Below are 22,157 nucleotides of genomic sequence, written 5' to 3'. Positions count from 1 at the left end.
GAGGGACCGGTGTCCGTGCGGAGGAGCCGGTCGTCCAATACCTCACCGGTCAGCACGAGGGGACTTTCTTATTCCGCACATACCTTCGAACCATGAGGTGGCGGCAGGGGGCTGGCACCGTGCGCAAAGGGGCAAGCCCGTCATGGGGAACGGAGATTCGCGGGTACGGGGGCTCGCCGCCCGAGCCGGCGGCTGGAGCGCCCGGCACCGGTGGGCCGCGGTCGGCATCTGGATGCTGTTCGTGGTGCTGGCGATGGGGATCGGTTCGGCGGCGGGCCGTGTCGACGTCGACGAGAGCGACCAGCTGAAGGGCGAGACACACACCGCCGCCACGATCATCGACGACGCCGGGATCAAGGAACCGGCCGGTGAGACCATCCTGATCCAGTCGAAGGACGCGTCGGTCACGTCCACCGACAGCGAGTTCCGCTCCACGGTCACCGCCGTCGTCAAGGCCGTCGAGGGGACCGGCCGGGTCACGGACGTGACCTCGCCGTACGACACGAAGACGATCTCGAAGGACGGCCGGAGCGCGCTCGTCCAGTTCGACATGCGCGGCGACGCGGACACCGCCGGCGACCGGGTGGAGCCGGTGCTGAAGGCCGTCGCCGGGGTGCAGAAGGACCACGGCTCGCTGCGGATCGAGGAGATCGGCAGCGCCAGCATGGCGAAGCAGTACTCCGACGCGTTCGGCAACGACTTCAAGAAGGCCGAGTACTCCGCCGTACCCGTCGCCTTCGGCATCCTGCTGATCGCCTTCGGCGCGCTGGTGGCCGCGCTGCTGCCGGTGGCGCTGGCCATCACCGCGATCGTGGCGACGATGGGCCTGATGGGCCTCGTCAGCCATGTCCAGCCGATGAGCGACACCGCCAACTCCGTCATGCTGCTGGTGGGGTTGGCCGTCGGCGTCGACTACTGCCTGTTCTATCTGCGCCGTGAACGCGAGGAGCGCGAGGCCGGCCGCGACGCCGGGGCCGCGCTGCGGATCGCCGCCGCGACCAGTGGCCGCGCCATCATCGTCTCCGGTGTCACGGTGTGCGTGGCGATGGCGGGCATGCTGTTCACCGGGCTCGCCGAGTTCGAGGCGATGGGCCTGGCCTCGTTGATGGTCGTCGCGGTCGCCATGGTCGGCTCGGTGACCGTACTGCCCGCGCTGCTCTCGCTGTTGGGCGAGCGGGTCGAGAAGGGCCGCATCCCGTTCCTGCGCCGGCGCGGTCGCCGGGGCAACGGGGAGAGCCGGTTCTGGACCGCCGTCCTGAAGGGTGTCCTCGCCAAGCCCCTCGTCTCCGTGCTCGTCGCGGCCGGCGCGCTGCTCGCGATCGCCGCTCCCGCGGTCGGCATGAAGACCGAGAACCTCACCCTGGACCAGGAGTTCGGCAACTCCCTGCCGATCGTGGGGACTTACAACCGCGTCAACGACGCCTTCCCCGGCGGCTCCGACCCGGCCGAGGTGGTCGTCAGGGCGAAGGACATCAACTCACCCGAAGTCAAGCAGGCGTTGGCCGACTTCAAGGCGCGGGCGGTCAGTTCGGGTGCCTCGCGCGGCCCGGTCGACATCAAGCTGCACGACGCGCAGAACGTCGCCTTCGTCTACGTCCCGCTCGTCGGCGGCTCCGACCAGGACAAGGCCTCGAAGAGCCTGGAGAAACTGCGCGACGAGGTACGCCCCGCCACCCTCGGCAAGGTCGACGGCGTCCAGGCCCCGATCACCGGAAACGTCGCGGGATCGAAGGACTTCAACGACCAGCTCCTCGGATCGGTCGTCCCGGTCTTCGCGTTCGTCGTGGTCTTCGCCTTCCTGCTGATGCTGCTCTCGTTCCGCTCGCTGACGGTCGCGATCACCTCGATCGTCCTCAACCTCCTTTCCGTGGGCGCCGCTTACGGCATCCTCGTCGCCGTCTTCCAGCACGGCTGGGGCGCCTCGCTGGTGGGCGCGGAGGGGGTCGGCGCGATCGTCACCTGGCTGCCGCTGTTCCTCTTCGTCATCCTGTTCGGCCTGTCGATGGACTACCACGTGTTCGTCGTCTCCCGTATCCGCGAGGCGCGGCTGCGCGGCCGTTCGACCCAGGACGCGATCCAGCACGGCGTGGTCACCACGGCCGGCGTCGTCACCAGCGCCGCGGTCATCATGGTCGCCGTCTTCGCGATCTTCGGCACGCTGTCCATGCAGTCCATGAAGCAGATGGGCGTCGGCCTCGCGGCGGCGGTCCTCATCGACGCCACGGTCATCCGGGGCGTCCTGCTCCCCGCGGTGATGGCCCTGCTCGGCGAGCGCAACTGGTACTTCCCGAAGTGGCTCCACCGCCTGCCCGACCTCACGCACGACGAGTCGCCGGAAGAGGTCGCGCCCACGTCCACGGTGACGGGCGAGGGCGAGCCCCTGCGGGTGTGAGCCTGCGGAGGTAACTCCCCATGATCGAGGGCCTGTTGGTATCCCGGGGGAACCAGCAGGCCCTCACCCGTGTCCTACGACATCCTCTGTCCTACGACATTTTCAGCGCCGCGTGCAGCCGTAGCCAGTGGTCCGGGGACACCTCGCCCACCAGGACGCGTGGATCCAGGCGTGCCGCACGGAACGCGGCGTCCACGCGTCGTCCCGGGTGGGCCCGGCACAGCGAGGCGTGCGGCGAGCCGCCGACCCCGGAGAAACCCAGCTCGACCAGGTGCCGCCAATCGGTACGAGGCGGGGGTCGATCTCGTGGGCGTGGAGTTCGTGGCAGTGGGGTGCGAGTTTCGCGGTCAACGCGCCTTTTCCCGCGCCTACTTCGAGGAGGAGCGGTACGTGGTGTCCCTGCGGGACGGCCAGGCGGGCTACGTATTCGGCGGTGGCGGGGTTGAGGTGGGGGCAACGGGGTTTCTGTGGAGGGGAGCGCCGTCTGGGGAGGGGAGTGCGGTTTGGTGGCGGGTGCGGGTGCGTTGTGGCTGGTCGCGCCCGCGCGGCGGAGCCGCAAATCGATACAGCCCCGCGCCCCTAGAAACTGGGCATCAGCTCATCAGCGTTGGTACCTCGCCAGGACCAAGTTGCCGTCCCTCTCCAGGCGTTGGCGCAGTTCGGTGAGGGTGATTGCTCCGCTGTAGTACTCCTGGAACGCCGGGGTTGCCACCTTGTCCTTCCATTCGGGGTAGCCGCGTACCGACTGTGCGGGGGCCGAGACCAGGTCGCTGGCCAGTGCGGTGCCGGTGGACCAGTCGTCCTTGAGGGTGTGCAGGGCCGGGGACTTGAGGGCCTGGGTTCCGGTGGGGAGCATCCAGTCGCCCAGGGCCAGGCGGACCATGTTCTTGGGCTGGAGGAGGAAGTCGATGAACTCGGCGGCCTGCTTCTTGTGCGGGCTGTCCTCGGCGATGGACAGGGTCTGTGGGCTGACGCCCTGGGTGAGGCCGTCGGCGCCGGCGGGGGCGGGCAGGACCTGCCAGTCGAAGCCCTTGGGGGCCTGCTGCACGATCTGCTGGCGGTAGGAGAAGCCGAGCGGGATCATCGCGTACTTGCCGCCGAAGAACCCGGGGAGCGTGTCCGAGCCGCCGCTGCCGAGGGTGGTGGGCGAGGCACTGTGGTCCATGTTCGCCTGGTCGTGGATCGTGCGGGGGACGACCTGGTCGGCCTTGTCGAAGCGGACGGTCACCTTGCCGTCCGTACCCCGGTGGAAGAGTTCGCCGCCCGCCGACAGCGACAGGTTGAGCGTGGCGGACACCGGTTCCTTGAGCGGCCAGGCCACGCCGTACTTGCCGTCGCCGCTCAGCCTTCGGGTGATGTCCCTGAACTCGGGCCAGCTCCAGGGGTGTTCGGGGGTCGGGATGCGTACGTCCGCCTTCTTCAGCCAGGTGGCGTTGGCGATGAGTACCCGGGGCTCCTGGAGGAACGGGACGCCGTAGATGCCGTTCCCGAAGGTTGTCGTAGCCCAACTGCGTTGTGGGATCTCCGACTTGAGGCGAGTGGGGAGCAGGTTCCGGAGGTCGGCCAGGTAGCCGCCGTAGGCGAAGTCCGCGAGGTCGTCGGAGGCGTCGTGGATGATGTCCGGGGCCTCACCGCCCTCGAAGGAGGTGAGCAGTTGGTCGTGGACGCTGTCCCAACTGCCCTGTACGTACTCGACCTTGACGTCCGGGTGGGTGGCGTTCCACTCCTTGACCAGTTCCTTGTTGGCGGTGACGGACTCGTCCTGCCAGGCCAGGGATTGGAAGCGGAGGGTGATCCGGCCGTTCGCGGAGTTGTTTTCGCCGCTCGTGCAGCCGGTGAGGAGCAGGGTCAGGGCGAGGGCGAGGATCCATCGGGGGCGCATCAGCTCTTCACCGCCCCGGCCAACATGCCGCCGGTGATTCGCCGTTGGATCAGGGCGAAGACGATCAGGGAGGGCAGGGTCGCGAGGAACGCGGCGGCGGCGAGCGGGCCCAGGTCGGCCACTCCCTCCGCGCCGATGAAGTGGGTGAGGACGACCGGGAGGGTCTGTTTCTCCGGGGTCTTGAGGAGGACCAGCGCGAAGAAGAACTCGTTCCACGCGGTGACGAACGCGAACAGCGCCGTCGCCACGATCCCCGGCGCGAGCAGGGGTGCCGTCACCGACACGAGCGTGCGAAGCCTCCCGGCTCCGTCGACCGCCGCCGCTTCCTCCAACTCCGGTGGTACCGCCCGGACATAGCCGACGAGCATCCACAGTGCGAACGGCAGCGACCACACCACGTAGACCAGCGCCAGCCCGGCCAGGGAGTCGATCAGCCGCAGGTTCTTCAGCACCAGGAACAGCGGGATGATCACCAGCACGAACGGGAACGCCTGGCTGACCACCACCCATCCGGTCGCGGCCCGCGCGAGCAGTGTCCGGCGCCTGGCCATGACCCACGCCATCGGTGTCGCGATCACCACGGCGATCAGCGCGGCCCCGAGCGCGGCGAGCAGGGAGTTCAACGCGGCGTGCAGCAGCGGCTGTTCGTCGAAGGCCTGGCGGAAGTTGGCGAGGGTGGGGTGCCTCGGGATCCAGGTGGGGTGCAGACTGCCCAGCTCGCGCGGGGACTTGAAGGCGGTGGAGATCAGCCAGAGGAGGGGGAAGGCGAGGAAGACGAGGTACGCGAGCAGGGCGACGTACTGGCCGACGCGGGCCCCGGTACTCGTCCTCATCCCTGAAGTGCGCCTGGTCCTCATGCGTCGTCGCCTCCCCTCAACCGGCCTACGAGGAAGACGGCCAGGAGTACCGAGATCACCGCGACCATCACGCAGCCCATCGCCGCCGCGTAGCCGAACTGGCCGTAGCGGAAGGCCTCTTCGTAGGCGAAGAGCATGGGCAGCCGGGTGCGGCCGCCGGGTCCGCCGTTGGTCAGGACGTAGACCAGGGCGAACGAGTTGAAGTTCCAGATCAGGTTGAGCGCCGTGATCCCCAGCGCCACCGGTCTGAGGGCGGGCCAGGTGACCGTGCGGAAGCGGCGCCACGCTCCGGCGCCGTCGACCGCCGCCGCCTCGTGCAGTTCGCGCGGGGTGTTCTGCAGTCCGGCGAGCAGGGCGACCGTCGTCTGCGGCATGCCGGCCCAGACGCCGACGACGATCACGGCGGGCAGCGCGGTCGTCAAACCGCTCAGCCAGTCGCGGCCGTTGCCGAGGCCGAGGTCGTGCAGGGTCTCGTTGAGGATGCCCGCGTCCGGGTTGTAGACGATGCGCCACATGATGCCGACGACCACTTCGGGCATCGCCCACGGGACGATCGCCAGCGCCCGGGCGAGCCAGCGCAGCCGCAGGTCCTGGTTGAGCAGCAGGGCGAGGCCGAGGGCGAGCAGGAACTGCGGGACGGTCACGCCGACCGCCCACACCAGGCCGATGCGGAACGATTCCCAGAACAGGGTGTCGTGCAGCAGATCCCGGAAGTTGAGACCGCCGATCCACTGGGTGGGCGCGGTGCGGCCCGACTGGGAGTCGGTGAAGGCCAGCAGGACGCCGTAGAGGAGGGGGCCGACGCTGAGCACCAGGATCGGGATCAGGGCGGGTAGCACCAGGAACCAGGCCGCGTGGTCGGGAGCGCGTCGCTGTCGGTCGCGGCTCGGCGCGCGGCCCGGCGGCCTCCGCACCTCCGTCACCGATACCCCCGTCACCGATGTCATGGAATCAGCCCCTTTGCACGGCCCGGTCGGGCCCCGTCATGGTCGTGAACACGTCGTGCCTCGTCAAGGCACCTCGCACGCCGTCCCACCTGTGCGAATGGGACACTGGCCGTCGGATGGCGGGAACCCGACGCCGTACGCACACGCACAGGGATCACTCGGAGGCGGACGATGGACGAGGCACGGGCCCGGGACGTACTGGCCGCGGCGGACGTACTGCCCGGCGCGGCGCGGGACGCGCGGCTGCTCGCCCTCGGCGAGAACGCGGTGTTCGCCGCGGGTGACCTGGTCGTCAAGGTGGGGCGTGACGCGGAACTCCTCGACCGTGCCCGGCGCGAGCTGGATGTCGCGCTGTGGCTGGCCGACGCGGGTGTGCCCGCGGTGCGGGCCGCCGAGACGGAAGCGCGGCTGGCCGAGGGGCACCCGGTGACGGTGTGGCACCGGCTGGCCGATGCCGTACGCCCCGCCGAGCCGCGGGATTTGGCCGAACTGCTACGCCTCGTCCACGCGCTTCCCTCCCCCTCCTTCGAACTCCCGCCCCGCGAGCTGCTGGGCGGGGTGGAACGCTGGCTGCGGCTTGCCGGTGACGCGATCGATCCGGCGGACGCGGGCTATCTGCGCGAGCGGCGGGACGGGTTCGCGGCAGCGGCGGCAGCGCTCACGCCGCGGCTGATGCCGGGGCCGATCCACGGGGACGCGTTGCCCCGCAATGTGCATGTCGGGCCGGATGGTCCGGTGCTGGTGGATCTGGAGACCTTCTCCGCCGACCTGCGTGAGCACGATCTGGTGGTGATGGCGCTCTCCCGTGACCGTTACGGGTTGCCCGCGGCGGCTTATGACGAGTTCACCGAGGCGTACGGGTGGGATGTGCGGGAGTGGGAGGGGTGCGGGGTGCTGCGCGGTGCCCGGGAGACGGCCAGCTGCGCCTGGGTTGCTCAGCATGCGCCGAGCAACCCCGATGCGCTGGCCGAGTTCGAGCGTCGGGTGGGGTCTTTGCGGGACGGGGACGAGACGGTGCGGTGGTTTCCGTTCTGAGCGCCTATTGATCCGGGCCGATAGGTATTCGGGCGACTGACGGTCGTCTGTGGCTGGTCGCGCCCACGCGGCGGAGCCGCAAATCGACACAGCCCCGCGCCCCTTTCGGGGCGCTGCCCGAGCCGCCGGGTCAGACCGTCTCGTCCTCCAGTTCGCGCAGTGGCCACGTGCTGTCGATTACCGCGGTCTGGTCGCCCTTGCGGCGTAGGAAGCTCTGGAAGTCGGCGGCCCATTCCGCGTACCACTCGATCTGGCTGCGGTGCAGCTCGGCGGGGCCGAGGGCGGCGACCTTGGGGTGGCGGTCGGCTATCGCGCCGGCCAGGCGGGCGGCGGCGAGGGCGTCCGCCGAGGCGTCGTGCGCGGCGTCGAGGACCACGCCGTACTCCTGGCAGACCGCTTCGAGGTTGCGCTTGCCGCGGCGGTAGCGGTCGACGGAGCGGTCGATCGTGTACGGGTCGATGACCGGGGCGGGGTCGGTGCCGCCCAACCGGTCGCGCAGGGAAGGCAGTCCGTGCCGGCGCAGCTCGGCGGAGAGCAGGGTCAGGTCGAAGGCCGCGTTGTAGGCGACGACGGGGACGCCCGTCTTCCAGTACGTCACGAGGACGTCCGCGATCGACTCGGCGACCTGGTCGGCGGGGCGGCCCTCGGCGGCGGCCCGTTCGTTCGTGATGCCGTGCACGGCGACGGCGTCCGCCGGGATCTCCACGCCCGGATCGGCCAGCCACTCCCGGCGGCCTATCGGCCGTCCGCCCCTGACCTCGATGACCGCGCCCGTGACGATGCGCGCCTCGCGCGGCTCCGTCCCCGTCGTCTCCAGGTCGAAGCCGATGAGCAGCTCCTGGTGCCAGGCCATGACGGCCCCCCTTCTCGGTGGTGCTTTCCCCCAGTGGTCTCCACGATCGCATGCGCCACTGACAATCCGATGACCGCGTTCCGCTTACCGCCGGAGTGGACCCCATTCCCGATCCCGATCCCGGCCCCGGTCGTGGGACAGGTCAGGACACCGGTCGCGAATCCGCCCACATCTGCTCGAACTCATCGCGGTAGATGGGGAAAAGTGCGCTGTCATCCATTTCGTCCGACTTGACCAGTCGGCTGCCGTTCCGCAGCACCAGCACCGGCGCCTCCATGCCGCGGCTGCGGCGCAGATAGGACTGCACGACGGCTATGCCGTCCGTGCCGTCGCCGTCGACAAGGTACGCCGTGAAGCGGGGCGTCTCGTCGAAGACCTGGATCTCGAAGGCGGCCGGGTCACGCAGCCGGGACCGCACCCGCCGCATGTGCAGGATGTTCATCTCGACGGCGCGACTCAACTCGCCCCGCTTGATGCCGAGTTCACGCTCGCGCCGCTTCACCGCGCTGGAGGCGGGGTTGAGGAACAGCAGCCGCGTCCGGCAGCCCGACTCGGCGAGGCGGACCAGTCGGCGGCCGGAGAAGTTCTGCACGAGCAGGTTGAGGCCGATGCCGATGGCGTCGACCCGGCGGGCCCCGCCGAAGATGTCCTCGGCCGGGAACTGCCGCATCAGCCGCACCCGGTCGGGGTGGACGGCGACCACGTCCGCGAACCGGTCGCCGATGAGTTCCTCGACCGCGTCGACAGGCAGCCGGCGCGCCGAGGGCACGTCGCTGCCGGCGCCGAGGGTCTCCAGGAGTTTCGCGGAGGCCCGCTCGGCCTGGTTGAGGACGGCCTCGGACAGGGCGCGGTTGCGGGAGACGACGTTGCGGGTCACTTCCAGCTCGTCCAGGGCGAGTTCGACGTCCCGGCGCTCGTCGAAGTACGGCTCGAAGCACGGCCAGTGCTGCACCATCAGCTCGCGGAGCTGCGGCAGCGTCAGGAAGCTGATGACGTTGTCGTCGGCCGGGTCGAGCAAGTAGCCCTTGCGGCGGCTGACTTCGCGTACGGCGACCGCGCGCTGCACCCACTCCTGGCCGGCCGGACCGGCCGCGGCGACCACCCACTCGTCGCCGTGGACGGGTTCGTAGATGGGCCGCAGCACGGCGGCCACGACGGCGCGCAGCCGCTGTTCGACCAGGTTCAGCCAGATGTAGGCGCGGCCGGCTCGCTGGGCGCGCGTACGCACCTCGCGCCAGGCGTCGGCGTCCCAGTCCAGCTCCGGACCGATGGAACCAGCCGCGTCCATCGGACGTGCCAGGGACACCGCGCCGGGCGGGACTTCTGCGGAGTTCCCCTCGTGACCCTCGTCACCAGGGGGCAACTCCAGCCCTCCCGAGCCCACCCGTGCACCGCCTTCCGCTCCCCCGAGCTCTCCCCAGTCTCAACGATCAAGGAAGGGTACTCCGGGACCGGTCGGCGGTGCAGCCGGATGGACAGGGTCATTTCTCAACTTCCGCCGAGCACATTGCCGTTCTGGTTGGCGAGGGCGGCCGGAGTGAGCGGATTCATAGCGGTGACGTCACGCGGGGCGATGGAGAATCCCTGCCAGTGGACCGGCATCGGCTGCTGGTCCTCGTCGCGGGCGATGTGGTGGAAGCCGACGTTCACCCAGACCACGGGGTGGGTGAGGGTCTGTCCGTTGACCCACTTGTCGACCTGCTTCGGGTGCCCAGCACCGCAGTTGGGCAGGTTGTCGCTGGCGAACTGCTCGCACTTGTTGTACTCGGTGAAGTACACGTCGTGCGTGGTGAAGCTGCGGCCCGGGTACTTGGTGGTGGGGCCGGGGACTATCTCGTAGGACCGGGCGTGGTTGTCCTTGTTCTTGCCGGTCGCGCTCACGATGCGCCACCAGCGCATGTTCTTGGCGTCGCCCGCGAGTTCCTTGGTGACCTTGGTCAACGTGGTCTTGTTGGTGGGGGTGTTGGCGCCGTGCGTGGTGACCTTGGAGTCGTACTGCTCGACGCGGCCCTTGGAGGAGCCGTCGAGGGCGAAGTCCAACTTCCAGAAGACGTCGTGCTGGTGGCTCGTCGCGTACGCCGTGGCGCCCTTGCCGAGCGGCCAGCCGCGGCCGTCGCCCGCGTCGTAGTCGTAGGGCGAAAGGCTGCCGGTGGCACCGACGTTCATGTTGATGGTGCCGTCGTCCTGGAAGCGCCACTCGGTGATGTACTCGTACCAGCCGACCTGGTTGACCGTGTAGACGAGGAAGTCCTTGCCCTGGGTCTGGAAGACCTTGTTGGCGCTGTCGCCCTGCATGCGGAAGGCGTGACCGCGCGAACGGGTCGTCGTGCAGAGGCCCTTGACGTTCGGGTGGGCCGGGTCGATGGCGTCGGGGACCTTGACGGTCTTGATGGTGCCGCCGGGACATTCGCCGGGCTGCATGTTCATCAGGCCGGTGCCGAAGCCGTACTGGGTGAGGTCGCTGTACTCGTTCTTGCCGTCGTCGTACGGGACGTGGATCTGGGCGAGCTTCGCGTCGGCGAGCACCTTGATGGGGGTGGCCTGGCCGGGCGGCTGGTAGGAGATGTTCTCCAGGACGAGGCCGGCCTCGCGCTCGTAGTGCCAGCACATCCGCCAGGTGGTGCCGGTGGAGAGCTTCTGCTCGATGGTGTAGGCGGCGCTGCAGCCGGGTGCGGCGGCGGCCGGGGCGGTCTTCGGCTGGGCGACGGCCGGTCCCGCGCCGGCCGTGGCACCGGCGGCCAGGGTGGCGAGGGCGAGCCCGACGGCCCCCCGCCTGCGGGCACGGCTGATTCTGTTGACGCGCATGAAGAAGTGACTCCCTTACAGGAGAAGCAAGTTAGGACAGTGGACGAGGAACTGCGCTGTCTGCGCGGTCGGTTCAGCCGGTGAGCTTGCCGACCTTGCGGGCGCTCAGGTCGATGACGAAGTCACGGGCGTCGATCCACGGCCCGTTCTTGACCTTCGGGAACAGCCGTACGCAGCGGTGCTCGCCGCACTGGTCGAGGTCTCCGGACTGCCGTCCCGGAGTGGCCTTGTAGACCATGGCCATCAGCAACAGCTGGTCGGGCGAGGTGAGTTCGTTGCCGGTGGCGTCCTTGTAGTCGGCCTTCAGGCCCGCGCCCTGCGGGCTGGCGAGGAGCAGTTCGGCCGCCTCGACGTTCTCGGCGTGGCTCGCCGGCGGCTGCACTCCGTGCTGGGTGCCGGTCTGTTCGACCTTGCCGGTGTCGAGGTTGACGGTCTTGGTGACGACCGTGTCGTCCTTGTAGTCGTAGAACGTCACGTCCGCGCGGCGCGGCGCGTTCGGGTTGTCCAGCTCGCTCGTCTCGGGGTCCGCGAGTTGCACGTCGAGGCGCTGCGGTCCGCGCTTCCCGTCCACGTTCTCGCTGGAGTTGAGGAACTGCTGGTTCACCGCGATCCGCTCGACGCGCTGGGTCTCGTCGTCGGTGAGCGGGTCGCGGCCCGTGCCCTTCTCGCCCTCGGCGGGGGCCTGTTGCACCACTCCGGGTGCCGCGCCCTGCCCGTCCGCCGCCTGCTGGGCGGATCCGGCCGCCTTGCCGGTGCCGCCCGACTCGTCGGCCCCCGCCGTGCCCGGCAGGGTGACGGCGACCATCACGGCGGTCCCGGCCACCGCTATGGCCGTACCCGCCACCACTTTGCCCAGGTGGCGGTGCACTGTCCTTCGCACATTTCCCCCTACTCCCCCTGGGTCCTCCCCGGACCGTTGGGAGCGGTGTCTGTCGCGCTCGCTTCGGGATACGGCATACGTCGTATCCACTGGTCATTTGGTAAGAGGGACGTAAGTCATAGGTGGTTCCCTCACTTTCGGGGAGACTCATGGCCAAGGCGCCCCGGTGGCGGGGCCCGGCTGAAAGAGTCGTGACCATGCAGGTCTGGCCTGGAGAGGCGTATCCACTCGGTGCCACGTACGACGGCGCCGGCACCAACTTCGCGGTCTTCACGGAGGCCGCGGACCGAGTAGAGCTGTGTCTGCTGCACGACGACGGCTCGGAGACGGCGGTGGAACTCCGCGAGAGCGACGCGTTCGTGCGGCACGCGTACGTGCCCGGCATCATGCCCGGACAGCGCTACGGCTTCCGCGCGCACGGCCCGTACGCCCCCGAGCGCGGCCAGCGGTGCAACTCCGCGAAGCTGCTGCTCGACCCGTACGCGAAGGCGGTCAGCGGATCGATCGCCTGGGGCGAGGAGGTGTACGGCTACCACTTCGACGCGCCCGACAAGCGCAACGACCTGGACTCGGCGCCGCACACCATGACGTCGGTCGTGGTCAACCCGTACTTCGACTGGGGCGACGACCGGCTGCCCCGGCACGGCTACCACGAGACGGTGCTCTACGAGGCCCACGTCAAGGGCCTGACGATGCAGCACCCGGGGCTGCCGGAGGAGCTGCGCGGCACGTACGCGGCGCTCGCGCATCCGGCGGTCATCGAGCACCTGGTCGAGCTGGGGGTGACCGCCCTGGAGTTGATGCCGGTGCACCAGTTCGTGAACGACCACCGGCTGGTCGACATGGGGCTGAACAACTACTGGGGCTACAACACGATCGGTTTCTTCGCCCCGCACAACGCGTACGCCTCCTGGGGCGACCGCGGCCAGCAGGTCCTGGAGTTCAAGTCGGCGGTACGGGCGCTGCACGAGGCCGGTATCGAGGTCATCCTGGACGTCGTCTACAACCACACCGCCGAGGGCAACCACCTGGGGCCGACGCTGTCCTTCAGGGGCCTCGACAACCCCTCCTACTACCGGCTGGCGGAGGACCCCCGCTACTACATGGACACCACGGGGACGGGCAACTCGCTCCTCATGCGGTCCCCGCACGTGCTCCAGCTGATCATGGACTCGCTGCGCTACTGGGTCACCGAGATGCACGTCGACGGCTTCCGCTTCGACCTCGCGGCCACCCTGGCACGGCAGTTCCACGAGGTGGACCGGCTGTCGTCGTTCTTCGACCTCGTGCAGCAGGACCCGGTGGTCTCCCAGGTGAAGCTGATCGCGGAGCCCTGGGACGTCGGCGAGGGCGGCTACCAGGTGGGCAACTTCCCACCCCTGTGGACCGAGTGGAACGGCAAGTACCGCGACACCGTGCGGGACATGTGGCGGGGCGAGGGGCGCGCGCTCGCGGAGTTCGCGTCCCGGCTGACCGGCTCGTCCGACCTCTACCAGGACGACGGCCGTCGCCCCCTGGCCTCCATCAACTTCGTGACCTGCCACGACGGGTTCACCCTGAACGACCTGGTGTCGTACAACGACAAGTACAACGAGGCCAACGGCGAGGACAACCGGGACGGCGAGAGCCACAACCGGTCCTGGAACTGCGGGGCCGAGGGCGACACCGACGACGCGGCCGTCCTGGAGCTGCGCGCGCGGCAGAAGCGCAACTTCGTCGCCACGCTGATGCTGTCCCAGGGTGTGCCGATGGTCAGCCACGGGGATGAGTTCGCGCGCACCCAGAAGGGCAACAACAACGCGTACTGCCAGGACAGCGAGCTGGCCTGGGTGAAGTGGCCCGAGGGCGACGCCGATTCGTCGGAGTTGCTGGCCTTCACGCGCGCGTTGGTGTGGCTGCGCAAGGAGCATCCCGTGTTCCGGCGCCGACGCTTCTTCCACGGGCGGCCCGTGGAGGGCACCCACGACGAGCTGTCGGACATCGCCTGGTTCACTCCGGAGGGCAAGGAGATGACCCAGCGGGACTGGGACTCGGCGCAGGCGTCCGCGCTGTCGGTGTTCCTGAACGGCAACGCCATCTCGGAGCCGGGTCAGCGCGGGGAGCGGATCGCCGACGACTCCTTCCTGATGATGTTCAACGCCTCTCCGGAGACGCTGGAATTCGTCGTCCCGGTCAATCACGGCCGCCAGTGGGAGGTGATCGTGGACACGGGCCGCCCGGAGGGGGTGCCGGCGGGCACGGGCGCGAAGGTGAAGGCCGGGGACCGGCTGACCCTGGTGGACCGCAGCATGACGGTGCTGCAACGGCCCACCTAGGAGGAGCACGGTCGGCCGGCCGGACGCGCGGTCGGCCGATCAGCGGACCGGATGCGGGAGTCGATGACACGAAAGACGGCCGGGCGGGTACGTAGGTCTGCATGACACCTGAGCGACCCGACCCGGCAGTGCCCACGGCCACCTACCGGCTGCAGCTGCAGCCCGAGTTCCCGTTCGCGGCGGCGGCGTCGGCCGTGCCGTACCTGGCGTCGCTCGGCGTCTCGCACCTGCACCTGTCCCCCGTCCTGGAGTCGGTGCCGGGTTCGACGCACGGCTACGACGTCGTCGACCACGCGCGCGTGCGGGGCGAACTCGGCGGCGAGGACGGCCTGCGGGCCCTAGCGCGCACCGCGCGGGAGCACGGTCTCGGGCTCGTCGTCGACATCGTCCCGAACCACATGGCCATGGCCCCGCGCCACAACCACGCCCTGTGGGAGGTCCTCCGGGAGGGCCCCAAGTCGCCGTACGCGCGCTGGTTCGACATCGACTGGGAGGCCCAGGGCGGGCAGGTGCTGCTGCCGGTGCTGGGCGGTCCGGTCGGCGCGGAGCTGGGGCATCTGGAGGTCGACGGTGACGTCCTGCGCTACTACGACCACGTCTTCCCGCTGCGTGAGGGCACCGCGGAACTGCCGCTGCCGCGGCTCCTGGACGCGCAGTGGTACCGCCCCGTGTGGTGGCGGCTGGCCCGCACCGAACTCAACTACCGGCGTTTCTTCAGCATCTCGGAGCTGATCGGGGTGCGCGTCGAGGACCCGGAGGTCTTCGACGCCACCCACGCCAAGATGCTTCAGCTGCTGCGCGAGGGCGTCGTCGACGGCCTGCGCGTCGACCACCCCGACGGCCTCGCCGACCCCGACGACTACCTCGCGCGGCTGCACGAGGCGACCGGGGGCCGCTGGACGGTGGTCGAGAAGATCCTCGCGGACGGTGAGCGCCTGCCGGCGTCCTGGCCCGTCGCGGGCACCACCGGCTACGACGCCCTCCGGCAGGTCGACGGCCTGTTCACGGACCCGGCGGGCGCCGGTGAACTCCTGGGCCAGTACCGGAGGTTCGCGGCCCCGCAGACGGACCGGGGCGGGCAGTGGGAGGCGACGGTACGGCGGGCGGCCTACAAGGTGCTCACGCACGAGCTGGTCGCCGAGATGGACCGGCTGACCCGGGTCGCGGCCCGGCTGTGCGCCACGTCCCCGGACCCGGCGCTGCGCGACCGTGCCCCCTGGGCGCTGCGGACCGCGCTGCTGGAGCTCCTGGTCCGCCTGGAGGTGTACCGGCCGTACACCTCGGGCGACACCGCCGCCGTCGTCACCGAGGAGGCGGCGGCCGAGGCCCGGCAGGCGTTCGTCGTCCCGGAGGAGGCGGGCGCCGTCGACGTCGTACGGGAGCTGCTGCTGGGGCGGTACGGGGACGGGCCCGAACAGGTGGAGTTCCGGACCCGGTTCGCGCAGACGTCGTCCGCGTTGCGGGCCAAGTCTGTCGAGGACACGGCGTTCTACCGCTACGTGCCGCTGCTGTCGGCGACCGAGGTGGGCGGGAACCCGGGAAGTCCGGCCGTGTCCCCGGAGGACTTCCACGCGTACTGCGCGCGCGTGCAGCGCGACTGGCCCGCCATGGGCACCGTCCTGTCGACCCACGACACCAAGCGCAGTGCCGACGTACGGGCCGCGCTGGCCGTGCTCACCGAGGTGCCGGAGCGCTGGGCGGACGTGCTGGCCGAGGTGACCCGTACCGGGGAGGGCGTGCCGGACGCGCAACTTGCGTGGGCGGCCTGGCAGACGGTGTTCGGGCTCGGCCCGGCGGACGCGGAGCGCGTCCAGGAGGCCCTGCTGAAGCATGTGCGCGAGGCGGGCCTGTACACGAGCTGGACGGAGCAGGAGCCGCCGTACGAGGAGGCGGTGGCGGCGTTCGTCGCGGCGGGCCCGTGCGGGGCGCCCGGCGAGCACGTGGCCGCGTTGCGCACGGCACTGGAGCCGCACATCCGGGCCAACATGCTGGGCGCCGCCCTGGTCCAGCTGACGATGCCCGGCGTACCGGACCTCTACCAGGGCACGGAGTCCGAGTACCGGGCCCTGGTCGATCCGGACAACCGGCGCCCCGTACCGTTCCCGCCCCCGCACCCCGGCGACAAGGGCGCGCTCACGGCCGCCGCGCTACGGCTGCGCGCCCGTCGCCCCGAGGTCTTCGGGGACGCGGCGACGTACGCCCCGCTGACGGCGGAGGGATCGGCCGCGGCGCACTGCGTGGCGTTCGCGCGCTCGGAGGCCGTCATCACGGCGGTGACCCGGCTGTCGGCGCGGCTCACGGAGGCGGGCGGCTGGCGCGACACGGTGCTGCCGCTGCCGCCGGGCCGCTGGGCCGATGTGCTGGCTCCGGAGCGGGAGTTCACGGGGCACGCACGCGTGGAGGACGTTTTCGGGGAGTTGCCGGTGGTGCTGTTGGAGCGGGTGGGCGAGAGCCACTAGCGGGTGTGGACCCTGAGGATCTTTGGTGAGCGCCGGACCAGGTCCTCAGGCGCCGTCCGGGCCCCCTCTGCGCGGCGGAGGCCCGGCAGGGCGGTCAGGAGTGCTCGTAGACCGTGTTCGGCCGTGAGACGGGCGAGGAGGGCTTCGGAGGAGGTGGGGCGCCCGGTGCCGTGGGCGAGCGGGCCGGGGCCGGGGCGGAAGGCATCGTAGCGGTCGGGGTCGGTGAAGCGTTCCGGGTCACGGCCGGCGGCGCCGAGGAGGCAGGCGACGGTGGCCCCGGCGGGGATCGCGCCGACGGGTTCGGCGGCCCTGCGCAGCACGACGTGCAGCGGCGGATCGCGGCGCAGGGACTCCGCCCAGGCACCGGCCATGAGCCCGGGACGGGCGCGGAGCACCTCCAACTGGCCCGGATGGTCAAGGAGGTTGGCGAGGAACGACGCGAGCGCCCGCGCGGTGGTCTCACCGGCCGCGGCGAGCAGCGCGCCCACCAGTTCCGTGACGGTCTCGTCAGTTCGCGCGGAGCACAGCACGGACAGCAGGTCACCACCCGGGTGGGCGCGGCGCCGGGCCAGCAACGGCCTTAGGAAGACGCCCAGTTCGGAACGCGCGCCCCCGGAGGGGCCGAGCCCCTTGCGGCACCAGCGGTGCACGCGCGCGGTCTCCTCGTACGGCAGGCCGAGCGCGGCCACGACCGTCGCGGTGGGCAGCCAGTCGCAGAACTCGGCCACCAGGTCGGCCTCTTCACGCGCGGCCAGCCGGCGGGCGAGGACATGGGCGCCGCGTTCGACGGCGGCGGTCAGGGCGGCCAGGGCGGGCCCGCGCAGCGCCCGGTCGAGGAGCCGGCCCGCTTCGGCCGGCCCGTCGCCGGGCAGGGCGACGAGCCGCGGGTCGGCGAGCGCGGCGCGGACGTCGTCGTAGCGGCTGACGAGCCAGGCGCCGAAGGGCTCGTCGTACACCAGGGGGTAGTGCGTGCGGAGGGTGCGGTAGAGCGGATACGGGTCCCGTACGGCCGTCCGCAGGCTCGGCGGTCCCGGTGGACGGGCCGGGGTGCCCGCGGTCCGCGTGACGAGCACGTCCGTGAGACACAGCACCGCCGTCCGCTCCCGTGGTCGTCGCTCCGCCCCGCGCCGTGGAGGGCGCGCGGCCGGTCGTCCGCGCCGTGCGCACACGCGGATGCCTCCAGCCGACCACCGTCCCGCGCGGGACGCAGCCCTCGTAGGGCCGTACGGGTGAAGCAGGCATGCCGTGGTCCTACGGCGTACGCGGACCGGCCGCACGCCGTAGGACGGTCTCGGCCACCGGCTCGTACCCGCGTACGGACCCGGGGTGCGGGCCGGGCGGCGGGCGTGCGGGGACGAACGGCGTCGTCGGTGCTCCCGGTGCGGGGGTACGCGCGTGTGCCCGATGGGGATGTCACCGGGAGTGCGGGCCGATGCCCGGGAGACCCCCTGGAGAACCCCGGCCCCCTGCTGGCACCAACGCCTCTACCGGCTGCCGGTAAATGCGCCTGGGCGCCCCCGGTAGCCTCCCCCGCGCTCTTCTTGACACTTCCCAGAGCCCGTGAAGTACTGCGGTTGCGAAGCCGGGGCTGACTAGTCGGGGGTGAGTCTCCTGCCGGAGTTGCGATACCCCAGTGTGACCGAACTGGTCTCGTCCGCAAGGGCGTTGGCCGCGCATCGGCCGGGCCTGTGCGCCCTGAGGCAGGTGGGTGTCTCCCGCGCGGGCAGACCACTCCAGCTGCTGTCCGTGGGGCACGCCCACCGCGCCGTGCTGGTGGTCGCGGGCGCCCACGCCAACGAGCCGACCGGCGGCTCCACTCTCCTCGCCCTGGCCGAACGGGTCATAAGGGAAAGGGAGTTGAGGTCGGACACCTCCTGGCACTTCCTGCTGTGCGCGGACCCGGACGGGGCGAGTCTGCATGTCACGCCGGCGCCGCGCAGTCTGCTCGACTACCACCTGGGCTTCTACCGTCCGGCCGGGCCCGAGCAGCCGGAGTGGTCGCCCTCCGTGCTGCCGCCCGATCGACTGCCGCCCGAGACACGGGCGTTGATCCGGGTGATCGACGAGCTGCGGCCCTACCTCCAGGTGACCCTGCACGGGACCGATCTGGGCGGCAGCTGGGTGCAGCTGACGAAGGACATACCGGGGCTGGCCGAGCCGTTCGCCAAGTCGGCGGCCGAGTTGCGCATCCCGGTGGAGACGGGCGCCTCGGACGCGGCGGGCTGGCCCGCTTCGGGGCCCGGGGTGCATGTGATGCCGGCGCCCGGATCGGACGTGGCGTACCCGAGCATGCCGGACGACGCCCGGCACAGCACCTGGTACCACGCGCACCGCTACGGCGGTCTGACCGCGGTCGTGGAGGTGCCGATGTGGGCCAGCGACCTGGTGGACGACCCGGCACCGCATCCCGCCCCGGCGGCGGCGATACGGCGGCTGGCGCGCCGGCTGCTGCGGGACACGCGGGAGGTGGAGTGGGTCCTCGCCGACGCGCTGCCGCGCCTCCAGGGCGTCGACACTCCGCTGCTGCGGGCCGCGAAGTGGGCCCTGGAGCTGGTGCCCGGTCTCGCCGCGGACTGGATGCACACGCCGCCGGCCGACACGACGATGGCGTACGTCGGCAGCGTGGACGCGTTCGGGCGCCGGTTGCCGTTGCGGGCCGCGGCGATGCTGCTGCGGGTCCTGCGGGAGCGGGACGACCGTGCGGCGCCCCTGCTCGAACACCTCGTGGCGTCCTGGAGCGACGCCTTCGCGGAACGCTTCCGGGCCCGCTGGGTGCCCCTGGAGCACCAGGTCGAGCACCAGTCCCGCACGGTCGTGGCGGCGGCGCTGCACGCGCGCGTGCAGGCGGGCGGATTCGGAGACGTACCCCGCGCGCGTGCCCAGCGTTCGGCCTGACGCCGGCCGCCCCGAGCACACCTCAGCTGTCCAGCGCGAAGACCTCTCCGGTGCGCGCGGCCAGGACGCACGCATTCGAGAACGTCTTCCTGTAGTCGACCTGGCGCCCCTTCCACTCCCCGCGCGCGTGGGCGGTCACCGGGGCGTAGATCATCGGGCAGAACACGCTCCTGGCCGGGACGGCGTCGATGTCGCCGTCCGCGGCGCCCAGTTGGGCACAGGCCTCGGCCGCGTGGGCGTGCCCCTGGGGCGGGTCGCACAGCAGCAATGTCCCGCGCGTGTCACTGGACCGGCTGTCGCCCCGGGTGACGGTGAGGTAGAGCCAGTCGCCCTGGATGCCGTGGCGGGGAGCGGACGCCTGGGCCGGTGCCTGTCCGGCGGCGAGGAGCACAAGTGCCGCCGGAAGCAGGGCACTCCGGAGAAGGGACGCTGTGAAGGTCTTGACGGTGCGGGTCATTCCCGGTGCATCGGCACCGCGGTCTCCGTACCCCAGCCCGGCTCACCCGAACGGGAGCGCACGGGCGTGTGCCGCAGGGCCAGTTCGAACGCGCTGAGCACCACGCGCGACTGGTACTCGACCTGGCGCGCGACCGGGATCCAGCGTGCCCCGCAGCCGTCGCGGTAGTCGGCGCACCACTCGTCGATCAGCCGGTCCAGCTCCGGCAGCACACCGGCCTGATCGCGCCCGGAGACGATCACGAGCTGGTACAGCAGCCCCGCCGTCCGCAGCGCCAGCCGCCGTCCCGCGATGCGCAGGGCGGCCAGGTGGGCGGTGTTGAGCGGTGGCAGCGGGCGGGCGGCGCCGGTGTCGACATCGGGATCCCACGCGTCGGCGAGCCCGGGGATCACCAGTAAATAGTCGTCGACCGGGGCGAGCAGCCGCGCCACGTCGGACACGACGAGGGTGCGGGGGCGCGGGTCGGTGGTGTCCCGCGCGCGCGTGCCGATCGGGTCGGCGGCGGGCCGCGGCCAGGCGTCCCGCAGCCCGACGCCCGTCCCCGTCTCGGTACCGCCCTGCACGAACGGCCGTATCCGCGCGAGGAGTTGTTCCAGGATGCGGCTGTCGTGGCGCAGGGTGTGGCTCACGGTGCGGAGGAACGCGTCCGCGTCGGCGGGCGGTGCGCCGTTCTCGACGCCGGCCACGCCCCACATCGGGGCCTCCACGACCGCCGTGATCGTGCCGTGCCGGTGCGGGTGGTACCAGGTGGACTCGACGGCGGCCTCGGTGATGGCGGCGGCGAGGTCGCCCGGGCGCGGTGGCGGGATGCGGTAGACGGCGGGGCCGAGGCTCGGCCAGTACAGGGTGTCGTAGGGGCCGAGTTCGCGCGGGATGCCGAGGCGGGCCGCGGTGTGGGCGACGCGGCGGGCGAGGCCCGGGAGGTCGTGGGTCAGCTCCACGAAGCCGCCGCCCACGTCGACGCCGTGCAGGGAGCACTGGAGGAAGGGCCTCAGTTCGTCCTGGATCTCCAACAGGGCGCGCGTTTCCGGCAGTCGGGCCCCGGCCGCGCCGTCCGGCAGCCACTCGGGCTGTTCCAGGAAGCCGGGGCGGAAGAAGTTCCGGAAGTACCGGCCGAGGCTGTACGGACCGGGGAGCCAGCCCTCGTTGCGGCGCGAGCCGTCGGGGTCGAGGCACAGCAGCAGGTTCCAGGTGGCGTCGGCGCCCTCGCTCAACCGGGGGTCGGCGAGGACCCGTTCGGCCAGCCGCAGCACCGTCGCGCCGCCCACGGGCTCGTTGGCGTGCGGTCCGGCGACCACGAGGGCCTGACGGCTGCCGTGGCCCACGGAGAGCAGCCACAGGGGCGTACCGGCGCGGGAGGTCCCGACGCGGCGCAGCCGGGCGTCCTGGGGGCGGCGGGCGACGAGCGCGGCGGCCTGGGCGGCCAACTCGTCCACGGACGGGTAGCGGAGGAGTGGCGGCAGGGCACACCTCCACGAATGTGGTGCCGTCGGTTCACCTGATGTGCATGGTGTACGCACAGTCAGTCACGGCGCGAGGGGTACGTCAACACCGCCGTACGGAAAGGGATTTGACGTACGTCCATGGTCGCCACATCGGGTAAAGCCCAGGCCAGAGGTGAGGTCGGGGTATGGTCGCGCGGTGGTCGGGCCGCGTCCGGACCGTGCGCGGCTCAGGTGACGGCGAGCCGGAACACCATCCGGCCGAAGCCGATCTGGTCGCCCTCGCGGACGACGGCCGCGCCGATCACCCGTCGGCCGTTGACCGTCGTGCCGTTGGTCGAACCGAGGTCGCGCAGGACCCACATGCCGCCCTGGCGGCTGAGTTCGGCGTGCACCCGGGACACCGTCTCGTGCGTCAGGCGCAGCCCGTTGGCGGGGTCGCGGCCGATGCGCAGCGGATGGCCGTTGCCCGGGTGGGGCAGCAGCAGCTTGGGGAGCCGCTCGGCCTGCCAGGCCCTCCGGAGTCGTACGGTGAAGCCGGAGACGGCCTCCACGGTGCCGAACAGCGCGCGGGAGAGGCGGCTTTCGGTGGGCAGGTCGGCGGTGAGCGGCACCAGGTCCTCGGACCGGCGGGCGGCGAGCGCCAGCTCCATGCGCCGGATGAACGTGTCGTGGGACAACCGCCCCATGGCGACGCCGTCATGGAGAACCTTCAGCGCCTTGTCGCGCTCCGCGTCGGAGATCCGCGCGGGGTACGTGTGGAACTCGAAGGACGACGTCACGCTCGTGATTGTCGGGCAGTGAACCCCGGGTGTCCAGAAGACGCGGAAACGGCACGCACGCGCGTGAAGATGACGACACCTGCGCCAAAGGGATGGATTCAAAAGCGGATTGATCTCGTTTGAAGCACGATGGACGGGCTACATCCCGGTGAGCAG

General features: G+C 71.1%; 16 protein-coding genes and 1 pseudogene. 5 read left to right on the top strand and 12 right to left on the bottom strand.

Annotated elements, in window-relative coordinates; genetic code table 11:
- Nucleotides 1-142 precede the first annotated feature (142 nt).
- Nucleotides 143-2,392: an MMPL family transporter gene (locus OG407_RS38760; RefSeq protein WP_405864535.1), complete on the top strand. Its 2,250-nt coding sequence runs from the start codon at nucleotides 143-145 to the stop codon at nucleotides 2,390-2,392.
- Nucleotides 2,393-2,483: 91 nt separating this feature from the next.
- Here OG407_RS38760 and OG407_RS38755 read toward each other — a convergent pair.
- The 4 genes and pseudogenes from OG407_RS38755 to OG407_RS38740 form a co-directional block, all read right to left on the bottom strand.
- Nucleotides 2,484-2,789, bottom strand: a pseudogene (locus tag OG407_RS38755) (ErmE/ErmH/ErmO/ErmR family 23S rRNA (adenine(2058)-N(6))-methyltransferase); the annotation flags it as partial.
- Nucleotides 2,790-2,993: 204 nt separating this feature from the next.
- Entirely contained in the window at nucleotides 2,994-4,274 is a 1,281-nt protein-coding gene (locus tag OG407_RS38750) for an ABC transporter substrate-binding protein (protein ID WP_405864533.1), read from the bottom strand.
- Nucleotides 4,274-5,107 carry a carbohydrate ABC transporter permease gene (locus tag OG407_RS38745; protein WP_405864531.1) on the bottom strand — a complete coding sequence of 278 codons (834 nt, stop codon included), beginning with the start codon at nucleotides 5,105-5,107 and terminating at the stop codon, nucleotides 4,274-4,276. The genes OG407_RS38750 and OG407_RS38745 overlap by 1 nt, the downstream gene beginning before the upstream one ends.
- 20 nt (nucleotides 5,108-5,127) lie before the next feature.
- Nucleotides 5,128-6,078 carry a carbohydrate ABC transporter permease gene (locus OG407_RS38740; protein ID WP_405864529.1) on the bottom strand — a complete coding sequence of 317 codons (951 nt, stop codon included), beginning with the start codon at nucleotides 6,076-6,078 and terminating at the stop codon, nucleotides 5,128-5,130.
- A gap of 171 nt (nucleotides 6,079-6,249) precedes the next feature.
- On the opposite strand from OG407_RS38740, the gene OG407_RS38735 reads away from it, so the two are divergent.
- Nucleotides 6,250-7,113 (top strand): phosphotransferase enzyme family protein, encoded by an 864-nt coding sequence (locus OG407_RS38735; RefSeq protein ID WP_405864527.1) that lies wholly within the window; start codon nucleotides 6,250-6,252, stop codon nucleotides 7,111-7,113.
- 130 nt (nucleotides 7,114-7,243) lie between these two features.
- Here OG407_RS38735 and OG407_RS38730 read toward each other — a convergent pair whose 3' ends face one another.
- The 4 genes from OG407_RS38730 to OG407_RS38715 form a co-directional block, all read right to left on the bottom strand.
- The gene (locus OG407_RS38730) at nucleotides 7,244-7,966 is read right to left on the bottom strand and encodes a 3'-5' exonuclease (RefSeq protein ID WP_405864525.1); all 723 of its coding nucleotides are present in this window, start codon (nucleotides 7,964-7,966) and stop codon (nucleotides 7,244-7,246) included.
- Between the two features lie 142 nt (nucleotides 7,967-8,108).
- Entirely contained in the window at nucleotides 8,109-9,350 is a 1,242-nt protein-coding gene (locus OG407_RS38725) for an SAV2148 family HEPN domain-containing protein (protein ID WP_405864523.1), read from the bottom strand.
- Between the two features lie 104 nt (nucleotides 9,351-9,454).
- Entirely contained in the window at nucleotides 9,455-10,771 is a 1,317-nt protein-coding gene (locus tag OG407_RS38720) for a copper amine oxidase (protein WP_405864521.1), read from the bottom strand.
- Nucleotides 10,772-10,844: 73 nt separating this feature from the next.
- Nucleotides 10,845-11,651, bottom strand: coding sequence for a Tat pathway signal sequence domain protein (locus OG407_RS38715; RefSeq protein ID WP_403584874.1), 807 nt, complete (start codon nucleotides 11,649-11,651; stop codon nucleotides 10,845-10,847).
- 197 nt (nucleotides 11,652-11,848) lie between these two features.
- On the opposite strand from OG407_RS38715, the gene glgX reads away from it, so the two are divergent.
- Entirely contained in the window at nucleotides 11,849-13,966 is a 2,118-nt protein-coding gene (gene glgX, locus OG407_RS38710; protein WP_405864519.1) for a glycogen debranching protein GlgX, read from the top strand.
- 101 nt (nucleotides 13,967-14,067) lie between these two features.
- A complete protein-coding gene (gene treY / locus OG407_RS38705; RefSeq protein WP_405864517.1) occupies nucleotides 14,068-16,425 on the top strand; it encodes a malto-oligosyltrehalose synthase in 2,358 nt (785 codons plus the stop codon).
- On the opposite strand, the gene OG407_RS38700 is transcribed toward treY, so the two are convergent.
- Nucleotides 16,422-17,516, bottom strand: coding sequence for a cytochrome P450 (locus OG407_RS38700; protein ID WP_405864515.1), 1,095 nt, complete (start codon nucleotides 17,514-17,516; stop codon nucleotides 16,422-16,424). The genes treY and OG407_RS38700 overlap by 4 nt on opposite strands.
- A 511-nt stretch (nucleotides 17,517-18,027) precedes the next feature.
- Here OG407_RS38700 and OG407_RS38695 point away from each other — a divergent pair.
- Nucleotides 18,028-19,320, top strand: coding sequence for a M14 family zinc carboxypeptidase (locus tag OG407_RS38695; protein WP_405864513.1), 1,293 nt, complete (start codon nucleotides 18,028-18,030; stop codon nucleotides 19,318-19,320).
- Nucleotides 19,321-19,342: 22 nt separating this feature from the next.
- Here OG407_RS38695 and OG407_RS38690 read toward each other — a convergent pair whose 3' ends face one another.
- From OG407_RS38690 to OG407_RS38680, 3 genes are all read right to left on the bottom strand, one after another.
- Nucleotides 19,343-19,777, bottom strand: a complete 435-nt coding sequence (locus tag OG407_RS38690) for an SSI family serine proteinase inhibitor (protein WP_405864511.1) — start codon at nucleotides 19,775-19,777, stop codon at nucleotides 19,343-19,345.
- Nucleotides 19,774-21,213, bottom strand: a complete 1,440-nt coding sequence (locus OG407_RS38685; RefSeq protein WP_405864509.1) for a M14 family zinc carboxypeptidase — start codon at nucleotides 21,211-21,213, stop codon at nucleotides 19,774-19,776. Before OG407_RS38685 ends, OG407_RS38690 begins: the two co-directional genes overlap by 4 nt.
- Nucleotides 21,214-21,449: 236 nt before the next feature.
- Nucleotides 21,450-22,001, bottom strand: coding sequence for an FHA domain-containing protein (locus OG407_RS38680; protein WP_405864507.1), 552 nt, complete (start codon nucleotides 21,999-22,001; stop codon nucleotides 21,450-21,452).
- Nucleotides 22,002-22,157 lie beyond the last annotated feature (156 nt).

Origin of the sequence: Streptomyces sp. NBC_01515, assembly GCF_045040345.1 — a bacterium.
Taxonomy (GTDB): domain Bacteria; phylum Actinomycetota; class Actinomycetes; order Streptomycetales; family Streptomycetaceae; genus Streptomyces.
Note: the sequence above shows the minus strand (reverse complement) of the source record. Positions and strands in the feature narration are given on the sequence as shown.

Coding starts and splice junctions, on each gene's coding strand:
- OG407_RS38735 (WP_405864527.1), top strand. CDS start 6,250: ATGGACGAGGCACGGGCCCGGGACGTACTGGCCGCGGCGGACGTACTG.
- OG407_RS38760 (WP_405864535.1), top strand. CDS start 143: ATGGGGAACGGAGATTCGCGGGTACGGGGGCTCGCCGCCCGAGCCGGC.
- OG407_RS38690 (WP_405864511.1), bottom strand. CDS start 19,777: ATGACCCGCACCGTCAAGACCTTCACAGCGTCCCTTCTCCGGAGTGCC.
- glgX (WP_405864519.1), top strand. CDS start 11,849: ATGCAGGTCTGGCCTGGAGAGGCGTATCCACTCGGTGCCACGTACGAC.
- treY (WP_405864517.1), top strand. CDS start 14,068: ATGACACCTGAGCGACCCGACCCGGCAGTGCCCACGGCCACCTACCGG.
- OG407_RS38740 (WP_405864529.1), bottom strand. CDS start 6,078: ATGACATCGGTGACGGGGGTATCGGTGACGGAGGTGCGGAGGCCGCCG.
- OG407_RS38745 (WP_405864531.1), bottom strand. CDS start 5,107: ATGAGGACGAGTACCGGGGCCCGCGTCGGCCAGTACGTCGCCCTGCTC.
- OG407_RS38720 (WP_405864521.1), bottom strand. CDS start 10,771: ATGCGCGTCAACAGAATCAGCCGTGCCCGCAGGCGGGGGGCCGTCGGG.
- OG407_RS38750 (WP_405864533.1), bottom strand. CDS start 4,274: ATGCGCCCCCGATGGATCCTCGCCCTCGCCCTGACCCTGCTCCTCACC.
- OG407_RS38730 (WP_405864525.1), bottom strand. CDS start 7,966: ATGGCCTGGCACCAGGAGCTGCTCATCGGCTTCGACCTGGAGACGACG.